Origin of the sequence: Mycobacterium sp. SP-6446, from assembly GCF_001954045.1 — a bacterium.
Lineage (GTDB): Bacteria > Actinomycetota > Actinomycetes > Mycobacteriales > Mycobacteriaceae > Mycobacterium.
The window spans coordinates 1-15,546 of record NZ_MBEM01000263.1 but is presented as its reverse complement, the minus strand read 5'-3'; the positions used below and the strand labels follow the sequence as shown (position 1 = coordinate 15,546).

Here is a 15,546-nt window from a genome sequence, read left to right as displayed (position 1 = left end):
TATCGCGTAACCGCCAGGTTAGACGCAGCTCAAGCTGTGTACCGGCAAAGGCGCGACGGCCTCGCGACCACCCAGTTCGACGAGTTCGGAGACGACGACTGCCGCGATCACGTTGGCCCCGGCCTGCTCGAGCAAGCGCGTCGCGGCGGCGAGGGTGCCCCCGGTGGCCAGCACGTCGTCGACGAGGACGACGTTGCGGCCGTTCAGATCGATGCCGTCGGCGGGGATTTCCAGTACGGCGCTGCCGTATTCCAGGTCGTACTCCTCGGCGTGCAGCGGCGGCGGTAGTTTTCCGCCCTTGCGGATGGCCAGCACGCCGGTGCCCAACCGCTCGGCGACGGCCCCCGCCACCAGGAATCCGCGGGAGTCGACGCCGGCCACCAGGTCAGCGCCGGCCGCGATCTCCGCCAACGCGTCGGTGATCGCGGCGAGCGCGTCCCGATCGGCGAATAGCGGGGTGAGGTCCTTGAACTGGACTCCGGGCTTGGGAAAGTCGGCCACGTTCCGGGTCAGCGAGGCGATGATCTTGTCCAGCAAAGTCTTCCCCCCGACGTTAGTCACCGCTCTTTTATTGTACTAGGGCCCATCTGTCCATGTTCCAACCCGCCCCCCAGCGTGTTGGGTTCGTGCTCACGGCATACGTTTTCTTCGACATCAGCAGCGTTCGCTGTTGGCGGTACAGGGGCAACGTCGGCAAATCTCCCCACAGCACCGGGGCGCTCTCCGCGAGCAACCTGATCCGCTCGCTGGGGTCGGCGGACACCGCGAGCGCGCCGATTATGCCGTCTATCTGGGGATTCGCGTAGCCGGACAGGTTGTTGCCGTTGCCGCTATGCAGGTCGTAAGCGTCCATCGCCGACGACCCCGTCGAGCCGCTGCCCGCGGCGCCTCCGGTGCTCGCCAGCAACACGTCGATCTTTCCGTCCTTGAGCGCCTGGGGGCCCGGGCCGTCCAGCGTGGGGTTGACGACGGTGATACCGGCCGCGGCGCACGATTTGGTGATCTCCCCGATCGTGACCGCCAGCCGCGCATTGGGCCCGTGGTAGCCGATCCGCACCGTCAGCGGCGCGCCGTCCAGGGCAGCGCGCGCGGCGACCGCGTCGGCCTTGCCGAACGGCGCGGCCTCGGCGGCCCCGTCGCCGGCGGCGATGGCGTCATCGGTGGCCGGGGACAGCCGCGAATTGGCGATCGGCACGCCGGCGTCGTGTGCGATCGTGTCGCGCGGCGTGCACAGCGCCACGGCCCGGCGCGCCTTCGCCTGCGCCAGCGGTCCCTGCGGTGCGAAGATCAGCTGCTCGATGCCGGCCGACGGCGAATCGGTGCGCTGGTAGTTGTCCGGGGTGGCCAGCGTGCCCGACGACCCGGCCGCGACGTCGACCACGTCCACGCTGTGGTTGTTGATGCGGTCCTGGATGTCGGGAGCCTGCGGCGACACGGTGATCCGTTTGGTGATGGGCCTGGGGCCCCACCACCGGTCGTTCGCGACGAGCACCACCGCGCCGCCATCCAGGACCGACTGGATCTTGTACGGCCCCGACGACGGGAAGCGCTTGAGGTCGACCCCGGGCTTGAGGTCCCAGGTGGTGTTCCACAGCTTCGCGATCTGCGCGACCAGGCCCGCGTTGTTGTTGAGCAGCGCCGCGGTCACGTCGCCGTTCAGCTGGTCGGCGATGACGTGCGACGGCATCATCGAGGTCGCCGTGAACAGTTGCGTGTAGTCGACGACGCTGCGGTCCGGGACGAACGACACGCGCGCCTTCTTCTGCCCGGGCGAGCACTCGATGTTGGCGATGTCGACGTAGCCGGCGTGGGTGGCGGCGTCGAACCCGGGGAACCGCCCGGATTGCGCCGCCCACGCCAGCACCAGGTCGTCGCAGGTCACCGGCTTGCCGTCGGAATAGACGGCGTTGTCGGCGATCTGGTAGTCGAGCACCAGCGGCGAACCCCCGACGACCGAGATGGTGCCGAAGTCGTGATCGGCAACAACCTGGCCGTCGGGGCCGTGATACCCGAAGCCGGTCAGCGTGCGCGCGAACGCCTGCGCGCCCGCCGAGGCGGCGCCGACGACGGTGTTGGTGTTGTAGGTGGGCAAGCCGCCGTCGACCACGTAGTCGATCTGCGAGGCGGCGCTGCCCGAACACGCGGTCAACGTGCACGCCGTCGTGAGGATCACGGCCAAAGCGACGGCAGCCGATCCCGTCAGGCTCCCCCGGCCGCCCCACACCTGACTACCGCCGGCCGGCGTTTCGCTTGCCGGTCGGGCGCCGGGTACCGGTGGGCCGCACCGGCCGCGCCCCCGGCGCCGGCTTGTTCGACGCGGGCTTGGCGGTCGCCGGGGACGACTCGGCCACCTCAGCCGGCTCCGCGCTCTCGTCGGACGGCTCGTCGGCGGTGTCCTCGTGCGAGGGCTTGCGCCGTCGGACCACGCGGCGGGTATGGCTGCGCACCAGCTCGGTGCGCTCGCGCAGCGTGACCAGTAGCGGGGTGGCGAAGAAGATCGACGAGTAGGTGCCGACGATGATGCCGACCAGCTGCACCAGCGCCAGGTCCTTCAGCGTGCCGACGCCCAGCAGCCACACCGCCACCACCATCAGGGCCAGCACCGGCAGCACCCCGATCAGGCTGGTGTTGATCGAGCGCATGAAGGTCTGGTTGATCGCCAGGTTGGCCTGCTCGGCAAAGGTGCGCCGGGTGGTGTGCTGGAAACCGTGCGTGTTCTCCTCGACCTTGTCGAAGACGATGACCGTGTCGTAGAGGGAGAACCCGAGGATCGTCAGCCAGCCGATGACCGTGGCCGGGGTGACCTCGAAACCCACCAGCGAGTAGACGCCGGCGGTGACGGCGAGGTCGAAACACATGGTCGTGAGCGCGGAGATGGCCATATAGCGCTCGTAGCGAACCGTGATGTACAGGCTGACCAGCGCCACGAACACCACCAGCGCGATGAGCGCCTTGTCGGTGATCTGGTCGCCCCAGGTTTCCGACACCGCCGAGTCGCTGATGGCCTGCTTGCTGGGCTTACCGTCGGTGCCCTTGGGCTGGAACGTATCGAACAGCGCGTTGCGCAGTTTCGACGTCTGGTCGTTGGACAGCGTTTCCGAGCGAATCTGCACCGTGGCCGACGCGCCGCTGCCGACGATCACCACCGATTCCGCGTCGCGGCCAAGCGTCTTCCGGAAGACATCGGACACCGCGGCGGCCGACGCGGTGCCGCGCGGCATCGACACCGTGGTGCCGCCCTTGAAGTCGATCCCGAATGTGAAGCCGCGCAGGATGATGCTGACGATCGCCACCGCGACGATCGCGCCGCTGATCCCGTACCAGAGCCGGCGGCGCCCGATCACCTCGAACGCGCCGGTGCCGGTGTAGAGCCGGGTGATGAAGCTGTGGTGCGGCAGCTGGGCCGAGGCGCCGGACGTCAGCTCGACGGCACCTTCGGTGGCTTCGGTGATTTCGACCGCGTCCGTTTCGGTCTTGCCTTTGGCGGCCATCGCGCTATCCCTGTCCCGTCTTCACGTGCGACGCAGCCCGGCGTTCGCGGGCGACCTGCTGAACGGCCCCCAAGCCGTTGTACGCCGGCTTGGCCAGCGTCGGAGACTTGGACGCCAGGTATACCAGGGGCCAGGTCACCAAGAACACCACCACGAGGTCGAGGATCGTGGTCAGCCCCAGGGTAAACGCGAATCCCTTGACCTGGCCGATCGCCAGGAAGTACAGCACCGCGGCGGCGAGGAAGGTCACCGCGTTGCCCGATACGACGGTCTTGCGCGCCCGTACCCAGCCTCGTGGCACCGCCGACCGGAACGAACGGCCCTCGCGGATTTCGTCTTTGATGCGTTCGAAGAACACCACGAACGAGTCGGCGGTGGTGCCGATACCGATGATCAGACCCGCGATACCCGCCAGGTCCAGGGTGTAGTTGATATATCGGCCCAGCAACACCAGGATCGCGAAAACCATTGCGCCGGAAGCGGTTAGCGACAACGCCGTGAGCAATCCCAGCACGCGGTAATACAGCAACGAATACAGCAGCACCAGGACCAACCCGATCGCACCGGCGATCAGGCCCGCGTGCAAGGACGTCAAACCCAGTGTCGCGGAAACCGTTTGGGCCTCCGACGATTCGAAGGACAGCGGCAGCGAACCGTACTTCAAAACGTTGGCCAGCTGTCGCGCGGTGGACGCGGTGAACGGCGGGTCACCGCCGGTGATCTGGGTGCGTCCGCCGGGGATGGCTTCCTGGATCATCGGGGCGCTGACGACCTGCGAGTCCAGGGTGAACGCGGTCTGGGTACCGATATGGGCGGCGGTGAAGTCGGCCCAGGTGTTTGCAGCCGCGGTCTTGAATTGCAGGTCGACGACGTAACCGAGCCCGCGCTGGTTCATCCCCGATGTGGCGTCCTGGATCTGGTCGCCGCTGATTATCGACGGCGCCAGCAGGTAGGCCATCTTGTGGTCGGTCGAGCAGGTAATCAGGGGCAGGGCCGGGTCGTCGTTGCCGGCCAGGATGTCCTCTTTGTCGCAGTGTTTGGCCTGCACTTCCAGCGCGATCGTCTGAATGTACTGATTGGTGCTCTGCCGCAACGCTTTTTGGTCCGCGATGCGCTCGGCGAGATCCTTGCGCGGATCCGGCGGCGGTGGCTCCCCCACCGGCGGGCCGGGCGCCCTGCGCCGGCACCGCGTTGAGCACCGGTCGGATGTAGAGCCGTGCGGTCTGACCCAGGTTGCGTGCCTCGTTCCCGTCGTTCCCGGGCACCGTGATGACCAGGTTGTCACCGTCGACGACGACCTCCGACCCGGAAACGCCCAGCCCGTTGACGCGCGCGCTGATGATCTGCTGCGCCTGCGCCAACGCCTCCCTGCTCGGGCGCGAACCGTCGGGAGTGCGTGCCGTCAGTGTGACGCGGGTGCCGCCCTGCAGGTCAATGCCGAGCTTGGGAGCGGCCCGCTTGTCCCCGGTCAGAAATACCAGCAGATAGACGCCGACGAGCAACAACAAGAAGACCGACAGGTAGCGGGCGGGGTGCACCGGCGCCGAAGACGATGCCACGTTCCTTCATATCTCCTTGCGAATCGGTTTCTACCCCGACAGAGCCTACGTGGCGCCCTAGGAATCCTCGGTCACCCGGTGATCGTCGGCGGAGTCCTCGTCGTCTTCGTCGTAGTCTTCGGCGTCCTCCGGCTCGATCCGGTCCCGGACGGCCAGCTTCATCCAGGTGGTCACGATGCCGGGCGCGATCTCGAGGTCGACGGTGTCGTCGGCGATGGCGACGACGGTGGCCTGCAGGCCGGACGTGGTGTGCACCCGGTCGCCGGGCTCTAATGACTCGTGCAGGTCGATCGTGGCTTGCATCGCGCGTCGCTGCCGCCGCGATGCGAAGTACATGAAGCCGCCCATGATGAGCAGGAACGGCAAGAACAAGACCAAACTCTCCATCAACCTGTCTTTCGTTTCGGTATTTCTCTCGTAAGGGTCCAGTGTGCCCGTCCGCGCTGTCGGCTCACAGGTCGGCCGAGGTCTGGCTGACCAGATACGCTTTTGTTCGCGACGTGACACTCGCGCCGCGGTGAGGAGGACGTCGTGGCCAGCCTCGAGCAGACTCGCCAGCTGGTCACCGAAATCCCCGGTCCGGCATCGCTGGAACTGACCAAACGGCGCGCCGCCGCGGTGCCGCGCGGTGTCGGCGTCGCCATGCCGGTGTTCGCCGCCCGTGCCGGCGGCGGGATCGTCGAGGACGTCGACGGGAACCGGCTCATCGACCTGGGTTCGGGCATCGCCGTCACCACGATCGGCAACTCGTCGCCGCGCGTCGTCGACGCCGTGCGAGCCCAGGTCGCCGAGTTCACCCACACGTGCTTCATGGTGACGCCCTACGAGCAGTACGTCGCCGTCGCCGAACAACTCAACCGGATCACCCCGGGATCCGGCGAGAAGCGCTCCGTGCTGTTCAACTCGGGCGCCGAGGCGGTCGAAAACTCCGTCAAGATCGCCCGCTCCTACACCCGCAAGCCCGCGGTCGTCGCCTTCGACCACGCCTACCACGGGCGCACCAACATGGCGATGGCGCTGACCGCCAAATCGATGCCCTACAAGAGCGGATTCGGTCCGTTCGCGCCGGAGATCTACCGGGCGCCGCTGTCCTACCCCTACCGGGACGGGCTGCTGGACAAGGACCTGGCCACCGACGGCGAGCAGGCGGCGCAGCGCGCCATCAGCGTCATCGACAAGCAGGTCGGCGCGAAAAACCTGGCCGCCGTCCTCATCGAGCCGATCCAGGGCGAGGGCGGCTTCATCGTCCCGGCCGAGGGCTTCCTGCCGGCCCTGCTCGAATGGTGCCGCGACAACGACGTGGTGTTCATTGCCGACGAGGTGCAGACCGGCTTCGCCCGCACCGGGGCGATGTTCGCCTGCGAGCACGAGCGCATCGAGCCCGACCTGATCGTCACCGCCAAGGCCATCGCCGACGGATTTCCGCTGTCGGCCGTGACCGGGCGGGCCGAGATCATGGACGCCCCGCACGTCGGCGGCCTCGGCGGCACCTTCGGCGGCAACCCCGTCGCCTGTGCGGCCGCGCTGGCCACCATCGAGACCATCGAGAGCGACGGCCTGATCGAGCGCGCCCGGCAGCTGGAACGGTTGATGACCGAACCGCTGCTGCGCCTGCAGGCCCACGACGACCGGATCGGCGACGTCCGTGGCCGCGGCGCAATGATCGCCATCGAGCTGGTGAAATCCGGCACCGCCGATCCCGACGCCGAGCTGACCGAGAGGCTCGCCACCGCCGTCCACGCCGCCGGCGTCATCGTGTTGACCTGCGGCATGTTCGGCAACATCATCCGGCTGCTGCCGCCGCTGAACATCAGCGACGAGCTGCTGACCGAAGGACTCGAGATCCTCGTCCGGACCCTGGGCGAGCTCTAGCCCTTCGTGTGGCATCTCACATGTCGGCCACGGTCATTGTGGAATACCTTTAGTTTAGCTAACGTTATGTTGGTCAGCGCAGCGTCGCGCACAGACCATTTCTCAGTCAGTACAGGGGAACTGTTATGTCGACTATTGCCCATGAAGAGTGGCTTGCCCGCCGCGTCGAGGATCTGACCGCCAACGACCCGCAGTTCGCCGCCGCCCGACCGGACCCCGCCGTCGCGGCCGCGCTGGAGCAGCCCGGGCTGCGACTGCCGCAGATCGTTGCGACCCTGGCGGAGGGTTACGCCGACCGGCCAGCGCTGGGCCGGCGCGCCGTGGAGTTCGTCACCGACCCGGCCAGCGGGCGCACCGTCGCCGAGCTGCGCAACCACTTCGACACCATTACCTACCGTGAACTCGGCGAACGGGTCGGCGCTTTGGCACGCGCCTGGTCCACCAATTCGGTGCGGGCCGGCGACCGAGTCTGCGTGCTGGGCTTCACCGGCGTGGACTACACCACCATCGACATGGCGCTCGGCCAGATCGGCGCGGTGTCGGTGCCCCTGCAGACCAGCGCGGCGCTCAGCCAGTTGCAGCCGATCGTGGCCGAGACCGAGCCCACCGTCATCGCGGCGAGCGTCGACCAGCTGACCGACGCCGTCGAGCTCGTCAGCACCGGCCCCGCACCCGCCCGGCTCGTCGTATTCGACTACCACCCCGAGGTCGACGACCACCGCGACGCGGTGGCGGCGGCCCGCACCCGGCTGGCGGACACGATCGTGGAGACGCTGGACGACGTGCTCGCCCGCGGCAAGGACCTGCCCGCCGGGCCGGTCGCCGCGCCCGACGACGACGCGCTGGCCCTGCTGATCTACACCTCCGGCAGCACCGGCGCACCCAAGGGCGCGATGTACCCGCAAAGCAACGTGGTCAAGATGTTCGCCCGCTCGAAGAGGAACTGGTTCGGGCCCACCGCGGCGTCGATCACCCTGAACTTCATGCCGATGAGCCACGTCATGGGGCGCGGCATCCTCTACGGCACCCTCGGCAACGGCGGCACTGCCTACTTCGCGGCCAAGAGCGACCTGTCGACGCTGCTCGACGACCTCACCCTGGTGCGGCCCACCGAGATGAACTTCGTGCCGCGGATCTGGGAGACCATCTACGGCGAATACCAGCGCCAGGTCGACCGCGGGGCCGACGAAGCCGACGTCATGGAGGACTTGCGCCAGCACCTGCTGGGCGGTCGGTTCATCTTCGCGATGACGGGCTCGGCGCCCACCTCCCCCGAGCTCAAGGCGTGGGTCGAGGACCTGCTGGAGATGCACCTGCTCGACGGCTACGGCTCCACCGAGGCCGGCATGGTGTTGTTCGACGGCGAGGTGCAGCGCCCGCCGGTCGTCGACTACAAGCTCGTCGACGTCCCGGACCTGGGCTACTTCGCCACCGACCGGCCCTACCCGCGCGGCGAACTGTTGCTCAAGACCGAGAACATGTTCCCCGGCTACTACAAGCGGCCCCAGGTGACCGCCGACGTGTTCGACGCCGACGGCTACTACCGCACCGGCGACGTCGTCGCCGAGGTCGCGCCCAACCGGCTGGTGTATGTCGATCGCCGCAACAATGTGCTCAAGCTCGCGCAGGGTGAGTTCGTCACCGTCGCGAAGCTGGAGGCGGTCTTCGGCAACAGCCCGCTGGTCCGCCAGATCTACGTCTACGGCAACAGCGCCCACCCGTACCTGCTGGCGGTCGTGGTGCCCACGGAAGAAGCGTTGCGGCGAAATGCCGAAAAGGGGCTACCGGCGCTCAAGCCGCAGATCGCCGACTCGCTACAGGCCGTCGCGAAGGAAGCCGGCCTGCAGTCCTACGAGGTTCCGCGCGACTTCCTCATCGAGACAACGCCTTTCACGCTCGAGAACGGTCTGCTCACCGGCATCCGCAAGCTGGCGTGGCCGAAGCTGAAGCAACACTACGGCGAGCGACTGGAAGAGCTCTACGCCGAACTGGCCGAGGGGCCAGGCCAACGAGTTGAGCGAACTGCGCCGCAGCGGTGCCGACGCCCCCGTCCTGCAAACCGTGAGCCGGGCCGCGGCCGCGCTGCTCGGCGCGGCGACCACCGACCTGTCGCCCGGGGCGCACTTCACCGACTTGGGTGGAGACTCGTTGTCCGCGTTGACATTCGGCAACCTGCTGCGCGAGATTTTCGACATCGACGTGCCGGTGGGTGTCATCGTCAGCCCGGCCAGCGACCTGCAGGCCATCGCCGACTACATCGAGGGCGAGCGGCAGGGCACGAAGCGTCCCAGCTTCGCCACCGTGCACGGCCGCGACGCGACCGAGGTGTATGCCAGCGACCTCACGCTGGACAAGTTCATCGATGCTTCGACGCTGGCCGCCGCGCCGACGCTGCCGCGGCCCAGCGCCGAGGTCCGCACCGTCCTGCTGACCGGAGCGACCGGGTTCCTGGGGCGCTACCTCGCGCTGGAATGGCTGGAGCGGATGGACCTCGTCGACGGCAAGGTGATCGCCCTGGTGCGGGCCAAGTCCGACGAGGACGCGCGGGCCCGGCTGGACGACACCTTTGACTCCGACCCGGCGCTGCTGGCCCACTACCGGGAGCTGGCGGCCGACCACCTGGAGGTCATCGCGGGTGACAAGGGCGAGGCCAACCTCGGCCTGGATCAAGCGACGTGGCAGCGGCTGGCCGACACCGTCGACCTGATCGTCGACCCCGCGGCGCTGGTCAACCACGTGCTGCCGTACAGCGAGCTGTTCGGTCCGAACGCCCTGGGCACCGCGGAGCTGCTCCGAATCGCGTTGACCGGCAAGCAAAAGCCGTACACGTACGTGTCGACGATCGGCGTGGGCGACCAGATCGAGCCGGGGAAGTTCACCGAGGACGCCGACATCCGGACCATCAGCGCGACGCGGCGGATCAGCGACAGCTACGCCAACGGTTACGGCAACAGCAAGTGGGCCGGCGAGGTGTTGCTGCGCGAGGCGCACGACCTGTGCGGCCTGCCCGTCGCGGTGTTCCGCTGCGACATGATCCTCGCCGACACGACCTATGCCGGTCAGCTCAACGTGCCGGACATGTTCACCCGGACGATCCTGAGCCTGGTGGCAACGGGCATCGCGCCCGGCTCGTTCTACGAGCTCGGGGCCGAGGGCAACCGGCAGCGCGCACACTACGACGGCCTGCCCGTCGAGTTCATCGCCGAGGCCATCGCGACGTTGGGCGCCCAGAGCTCCGACCGGTTCGCGACGTACCACGTGATGAACCCCTACGACGACGGCATCGGGTTCGACGAGTTCGTCGACTGGCTGATCGACCCGGCCGTCGCCGGCTGCGCCGTCCAGCGCATCGCCGACTACGGCGAGTGGTTGCAGCGGTTCGAGACCGCGCTGCGCGCGCTGCCCGAAAAGCAGCGCAACGCCTCGCTATTGCCGCTGTTGCACAACTACCAGAAGCCCGACAAGCCGATCAACGGCTCGATGGCGCCGACCGATCGGTTCCGGGCGGCGGTCCAGGACGCGAAAGTGGGCCCGGACAAAGACATTCCGCACATCACGCCGCCGATCATCGCGAAGTACGTCAGCGACCTGCGGCTGCTCGGACTGCTCTAACGCTGGATCAGCTCTGGGGATGCGGCCAGCGCAAGTAGGCGTTGGCCGCGCCGGCCTCGGTGCCCGCCCGCTGCTTGCGCCAGCCCTTGGGCTTCGGCCCGTCCCCGGCGGCCCGCGGCTTGGTGAGCGCACCCGAGGACACCTCGGGTGCGGGCTCCTCCAGCCCGGACATGTACACCGGTTCGCCGGCGGGTGCCGACACCGGCTCCGCGGCTGCGGCCGGTTCCAAGGGGTCCATGAATGCCTCGACGTCGCTCGCCAGCCGCACGGCCAAGCGCGCCAGGGCGATACCGCTGATGAAAACGATCAGCGCGCCCAGGCCGGAGAAGTACGAAACCTCGAGCGCGGCCCGCTTGCGGTCGGTCGCGGCGATCGGATCACCGGCGGACCCGATCCCCAGGAGCGGGGCGACCTGCCCCCCGATCACGAACCATGCGCCGGCCACCGCCGCCAACCACCCGCCGACGATCGCGGTGATGCGGTTTCCGGAAAAGATCAGCAGCAGGCCAGCGAGCACGGTGGCGCCCCCCGGTAGCACCTCGAGCCAGCCGCGGGCCGAGGTCCATGCCCAATCTTGGTCGGGCGTGTAGGCGAAGTTGAAGCGTGGACCGACGAACGGTATCAACGCACCCCATGCACCCAGGACGACCAGGAGCAATCCGCTCACCGCGCCGCGCGAGCGCGGCATCCACAATGGGTGGCCGTTTAATGGGTGTTTCATTAGCTCTCCTCAATTGTCGCCGGGCTACTTCAGCAGGTGCCTGGATACCCCGCGTCGACGCGAAGTAACCGCTAAAGGACGAGACCGAGTGTGAGCAGCACCACAGCGATCAGCGGAAAGATGCCCTGCGTCAACGCGGCACGGGCCTTGTCAGGTGACGAGAGCAGCAAGACGAGCGCGGCCGCGGCCATCGAGCCAACACCGGCGAAAACCAGCGCGGCTCCAACGGCGTTGTGCCCCATGGCAATCGCGGCGATGCCGACGCCGCTGACCACCGCGAGGAACAGGTTGTAGAAACCCTGGTTGAACGCGAGCAGCTTGGTGGTCTCGGCTTCCTCGACCGTCGTTCCGAAGGTGGCCCGGGTGCGCGGCGACGTCCAGGTCAGCGACTCCATCGTGAAGATGTAGACGTGCAGGAGAGCGGCAAGACCAGCGAACACCAGGGCGGCAGTGATCATCGCCGATGAACACTACCGACCTGGTGTCGCCGCGACTACCCTCAGCCGGTTCGGGCGCTAGGCGCCGACGTGGTGGTGCCGGCGGAATAGCCCACCACCGTCGTGACGGTGGAAAAGGCCACGCCCGCGGTGCCCGTCGGGCTCGGCCGCAACCGGTTCGCGTAATGGCGTCTCGCCCTCGACCTCCGCCACGGGCGCCGGCGCGGCCACGGCGACGTCGCGCGCGTGCCGAACCGCCAGGCGCGCCACGGCCGCCCCGCCCAGGAACACGATCAACGCGCCCAGACCGGTGAAGTACGTGACCTCGAGCAGGGCACGCTTCAGATCGGTCGCGGCCGCCGGTTGGCCCACGTCCCCGATGCTCAGGGTCGATGCGAACGCGCGGCCGACCACGAACCACGCGCCGGCGCAGACCGCCAGCCAGCCGCCGAAGACGGCGCTGGCACGGTTACCGGAGAAGAGCACCAGCAGGCCGCCCACTGCGGCGGCCGCGCCGGGAAGCACCTCCAGCCAGCCCTTTGCCGTCGTCCACGTCCATGCCGGGTCGGTCATGTACGCCCAATCGATGTTGGGTCCGAAGAACGGAACCAATGCACCCCAGGCGCCCAAGAGGATCAGGAGCAGCCCGGTCAACGCGCCGCGGCTGCGTGGCATGTACAGCGCACGGGGGCGTTCGTAGTCAGCGTTCGTGTGCCTCATCAGAATCTCCTTCAACAGGCATTACTGCTGTCCGTTCGGATACCCGACGCTTCCGGGATGTAACCGGTTCGCGGGCCGCTCCTGCGTTTGCTGTGGCGGATGTGACCGAAGCGCGCTCCCGCCTTCGACCGAAAAGCCCACGCCAGCGGGCGTTCTGGCGGCGCCTCGGGGCGAAGGTCACGATTTGAACGCGAAATGCCGACGCCGCCGGCGGCGAGCTAGTCGAACAGCCCCGGCTGCCCCAGCCGGGTGACCCCGGCCGGCGGGGTGATGCCCAGGTGTGTCCAGGCCTGCGCGGTGGCCACCCGGCCCCGCGGGGTGCGCGCGATCATGCCGGCGCGGACCAGGAACGGCTCACACACCTCTTCGACCGTGGTGGCCTCCTCGCCGACCGCCACCGCCAGCGTCGAAACGCCGACCGGGCCGCCGCCGAAGCTGCGGGTCAGCGCCGACAGCACCGCCCGGTCCAGCCGGTCCAGGCCGAGCTCGTCGACGTCGTATACCTCGAGCGCGGACTTGGCGACGTCGCGGGTGATCACGCCGTCGGCGCGCACCTCGGCGAAGTCCCGCACCCGGCGCAGCAGCCGGTTGGCGATGCGCGGCGTGCCGCGCGAGCGCCGCGCGATCTCCGCCCCGGCCTCGGCGCCCAGCTCGATGCCCAGGATTCCGGCGGACCGGGCCAGCACCCGCTCCAGCTCGGCGGGCTCGTAGAAGTCCATGTGCGCGGTGAAGCCGAAGCGGTCGCGCAGCGGGCCGGTCAGCGCGCCGGACCGGGTGGTCGCGCCGACCAGGGTGAACGGCGCGACCTCCAGCGGAATCGACGTCGCCCCAGGGCCTTTCCCGACCACCACGTCGACCCGGAAGTCCTCCATCGCGAGGTAGAGCATCTCCTCGGCGGGCCGGGCGATGCGGTGGATCTCGTCGATGAACAGCACGTCGTGCTCGACGAGGTTGGACAGCATCGCGGCCAGATCGCCGGCGCGTTCCAGCGCGGGCCCCGACGTCACCCGCAGCGCGGACCCCAGCTCGGCGGCGATGATCATGGCCAGTGACGTCTTGCCCAGCCCCGGCGGGCCGGACAGCAGGATGTGATCGGGTGTGCCGCCGCGGTTCTTGGCCCCCTCGATGACCAGCTGCAGCTGCTCGCGCACGCGCGGCTGGCCGATGAACTCGTTCAGCGTGCGTGGCCGCAGGCTGACGTCGATGTCGCCTTCGCCGAACGCGAGCGCGGGCGAAACCTCCCGGACCTCCGGGTCGGCGAAGTCGTCGTCCGCAGTCATCGGCTCACCGGGCCTTGCCCAGCAGCGACAGCGCCGCCCGCAGCGCGGACGACGTCGTCGCGTCGTGATCGCCGGCCAGCACGCTGTCGGTGGCCTCCTCCGCTTGTTTGGCCGCAAAACCGAGGCCGACCAGGGCCTCCACCACGGGACCGCGCACGGCGTGGCCGTTGAGCGCCGGCGCGGGCGCCGATCCGGCGATGGCGCCGATCTTGTCCCGCAATTCCAGCACCATCCGCTCGGCGCCGCGCTTCCCGATGCCCGGAACCCGAGTCAGCGCGGCGACGTCGCCGTCGGCCAACGCTTGCCGCAGCGCCGCGGCGTCGTGCACGGCCAGCGTCGCCATCGCCAGCCGCGGCCCGACGCCCGACACCGACAGCAGCGTCAGGAACAGATCGCGGGTCTCGGAGTCGGGGAACCCGTACAGCGTCTGCGAGTCCTCGCGCACGATCATCGCCGTGATCAGCCGGGCCTCGCTGCCGTGGCGCAGCGTCGCCAGCGTCGACGGCGTCGCGTTGATCCGGTAGCCGACGCCGGCGGCCTCGATCACCGCGTGATCGAGGGCCACCTCGAGCACCTCACCGCGCACCGACGCGATCATCGGGCGGCCTTCACTTTCGCGAGGTAGGCGCGGCGCTGCCGCGCGGCCAGCGCCTCGGCCGCGGCCATCCGGGCGATCATCGGCGCGCGCCAGCAATGGCAGATCGCCAGCGCCAGCGCGTCGGCCGCGTCGGCCGGTGTCGGTTTGGCTTGCAGCGCAAGGATTCTCGTGACCATGGCGGTGACCTGTGCCTTGTCGGCGGCCCCGTTGCCGGTGACCGCGGCCTTGACCTCGCTGGGGGTGTGGAAGTGCACGTCGATGCCGCGTTTGGCGGCGGCCAGCGCGACGACCCCGCCGGCCTGAGCGGTGCCCATCACCGTCATCACGTTGTGCTGGGAGAACACCCGCTCGATGGCCACGACCTCCGGCCGGTGGGTGTCCAGCCAGTGGTCGACGGCATCGCTGATGGCCAGCAGTCGCTTGGCCAGCGGCGCATCCGCCGGGGTGCGCACCACGTCGACGTCCAGCGCCACGACGTGTCTGCCGCGGCCGCTTTCCACCACCGACAGCCCGCATCGGGTCAGCCCCGGATCGACGCCCATCACGCGCATGCGCCCGCTCCCCTATATCGCGTACCGAACAGCTGTTCGATAGCGTAACGGCCGATACCGACCGCGCCGGGTAGGACACGCGGCGCCGGTCACCGGGTGGTGTTGCGGCGACGGGCCCAGCGAAAGCTGTTAACTTAAAGCCCACATTCGCTAGGCCGCCGCAGGCACGGAAGGGTAAGCGTGGGAACACTGCTGGTCGTGATAGCCGCGGTGTTGTTCGTCGCGTCCATCGTGGTCCTCGTGGTGGCGTTGCGGCGGCCCAAGCAACCGGCCGCGCGGGGCGGGCGCCAGGATCCGCTTTCCTCCGACGCGATGCCCCAGTTCGGACCGCGCAGCCTGGGCCCCGGCGCCATCGTCAGCTACGGCGGCGTCGACTACGTCGTGCGCGGGTCGGTGACCTTCCGCGAGGGCCCGTTCGTGTGGTGGGAGCACCTGCTCGAGGGCGGCGACCAGCCGCTGTGGTTCAGCGTCGAGGAGGACGACGGTCGCCTGGAGCTGGTGATGTGGGTGACCCGCAAGGACGTGACGCTGCGGCCCGGCGACCAGTACGTGGTCGACGGGGTGACCTTCCACGAGTCGGAGCGCGGTCGCGCCTCCTACACCACCGAGGGCACGACGGGCCTGCCGGCGTGGCTGCGGGCGGTGCAGGAGACCTGCTCGGAGAACCGGCTGCCGGGGTGCTCGACGGTGACGACGTGCGAGGCG

At 68.8% G+C, this 15,546-nt stretch carries 12 protein-coding genes and 3 pseudogenes; 3 read left to right on the top strand and 12 right to left on the bottom strand.

Annotated features, from left to right (window positions below):
• Positions 1 to 18: 18 nt before the first annotated feature.
• From A5736_RS24180 to yajC, 5 genes and pseudogenes are all read right to left on the bottom strand, one after another.
• On the bottom strand, positions 19 to 561 hold the full coding sequence (locus tag A5736_RS24180; RefSeq protein ID WP_076125518.1) for an adenine phosphoribosyltransferase: 543 nt from the start codon (positions 559 to 561) through the stop codon (positions 19 to 21).
• Positions 562 to 568: 7 nt separating this feature from the next.
• Positions 569 to 2,203, bottom strand: a complete 1,635-nt coding sequence (locus A5736_RS24175; protein ID WP_076249061.1) for an ABC transporter substrate-binding protein — start codon at positions 2,201 to 2,203, stop codon at positions 569 to 571.
• A 25-nt stretch (positions 2,204 to 2,228) separates the two neighbouring features.
• Positions 2,229 to 3,491 carry a protein translocase subunit SecF gene (gene secF, locus A5736_RS24170; protein ID WP_076249049.1) on the bottom strand — a complete coding sequence of 421 codons (1,263 nt, stop codon included), beginning with the start codon at positions 3,489 to 3,491 and terminating at the stop codon, positions 2,229 to 2,231.
• Between the two features lie 4 nt (positions 3,492 to 3,495).
• A pseudogene (secD, locus tag A5736_RS24165) lies at positions 3,496 to 5,050 on the bottom strand (protein translocase subunit SecD).
• 57 nt (positions 5,051 to 5,107) lie between these two features.
• Entirely contained in the window at positions 5,108 to 5,437 is a 330-nt protein-coding gene (gene yajC, locus A5736_RS24160; RefSeq protein ID WP_076125512.1) for a preprotein translocase subunit YajC, read from the bottom strand.
• A gap of 144 nt (positions 5,438 to 5,581) precedes the next feature.
• Between yajC and gabT the strand changes: the two genes are divergently transcribed.
• A complete protein-coding gene (gene gabT, locus A5736_RS24155; protein ID WP_076249048.1) occupies positions 5,582 to 6,922 on the top strand; it encodes a 4-aminobutyrate--2-oxoglutarate transaminase in 1,341 nt (446 codons plus the stop codon).
• A gap of 125 nt (positions 6,923 to 7,047) precedes the next feature.
• Positions 7,048 to 10,534: pseudogene (gene car, locus A5736_RS24150) on the top strand (carboxylic acid reductase).
• A gap of 7 nt (positions 10,535 to 10,541) precedes the next feature.
• Here car and A5736_RS24145 read toward each other — a convergent pair.
• The 6 genes from A5736_RS24145 to ruvC form a co-directional block, all read right to left on the bottom strand.
• A complete protein-coding gene (locus tag A5736_RS24145) occupies positions 10,542 to 11,255 on the bottom strand; it encodes a hypothetical protein (RefSeq protein WP_076249047.1) in 714 nt (237 codons plus the stop codon).
• A 71-nt stretch (positions 11,256 to 11,326) separates the two neighbouring features.
• The gene (locus A5736_RS24140) at positions 11,327 to 11,713 is read right to left on the bottom strand and encodes a DUF1304 domain-containing protein (protein WP_076125500.1); all 387 of its coding nucleotides are present in this window, start codon (positions 11,711 to 11,713) and stop codon (positions 11,327 to 11,329) included.
• A gap of 57 nt (positions 11,714 to 11,770) precedes the next feature.
• Positions 11,771 to 12,412 (bottom strand): hypothetical protein, encoded by a 642-nt coding sequence (locus A5736_RS24135; protein WP_076125498.1) that lies wholly within the window; start codon positions 12,410 to 12,412, stop codon positions 11,771 to 11,773.
• 218 nt (positions 12,413 to 12,630) lie between these two features.
• Positions 12,631 to 13,692, bottom strand: coding sequence for a Holliday junction branch migration DNA helicase RuvB (gene ruvB, locus A5736_RS24130; protein ID WP_076249046.1), 1,062 nt, complete (start codon positions 13,690 to 13,692; stop codon positions 12,631 to 12,633).
• Between the two features lie 4 nt (positions 13,693 to 13,696).
• Positions 13,697 to 14,290 (bottom strand): Holliday junction branch migration protein RuvA, encoded by a 594-nt coding sequence (ruvA, locus tag A5736_RS24125; protein ID WP_076249045.1) that lies wholly within the window; start codon positions 14,288 to 14,290, stop codon positions 13,697 to 13,699.
• Entirely contained in the window at positions 14,287 to 14,841 is a 555-nt protein-coding gene (gene ruvC, locus A5736_RS24120; protein WP_076125490.1) for a crossover junction endodeoxyribonuclease RuvC, read from the bottom strand. The genes ruvA and ruvC overlap by 4 nt, the downstream gene beginning before the upstream one ends.
• A gap of 180 nt (positions 14,842 to 15,021) precedes the next feature.
• Between ruvC and A5736_RS24115 the strand changes: the two are divergent.
• Positions 15,022 to 15,471: pseudogene (locus A5736_RS24115) on the top strand (DUF4178 domain-containing protein); the annotation flags it as partial.
• On the opposite strand, the gene A5736_RS27310 reads toward A5736_RS24115, so the two are convergent.
• On the bottom strand, positions 15,438 to 15,546 hold a 109-nt coding region (locus tag A5736_RS27310), incomplete at its 5' end, for a DUF2617 family protein (RefSeq protein ID WP_371328410.1). The pseudogene A5736_RS24115 and the gene A5736_RS27310 overlap by 34 nt on opposite strands.